The organism is Pseudoalteromonas aliena (assembly GCF_038155085.1).
GTDB classification, from domain to species: Bacteria; Pseudomonadota; Gammaproteobacteria; order Enterobacterales; family Alteromonadaceae; genus Pseudoalteromonas; species Pseudoalteromonas aliena_A.
Window position 1 is genome coordinate 1 of record NZ_JBAKAU010000179.1, and the last position, 219, is coordinate 219.

1 pseudogene is annotated in these 219 nt (G+C 32.4%); it reads right to left on the reverse strand.

Annotation, left to right across the window (positions count from 1 at the left end):
- Window positions 1–138: 138 nt before the first annotated feature.
- Window positions 139–219, reverse strand: a pseudogene (locus V6260_RS19010) (transcriptional repressor LexA); the annotation flags it as partial.

A 219-nucleotide genomic window follows, 5' to 3' on the forward strand; every position in this document is an offset into this window, starting at 1 on the left:
TAAGTGCGAGTGCAAAAAAGTTTACAGCTTAAATAACTATATAGCTGATTTAGTATTGCTAAAAGGTGGGTTTTTAAAACCAAAATGAACACTAAAAAGAGCGCATTTATAAATTTACTATCTAATATAGGCTAGAAATTACATCCAATCGGCGGTTCTAATTACGCCTACTGCTAAGCCTTCAATATTAAAAGACGCATTTTCAAGGTCTACGTCTAT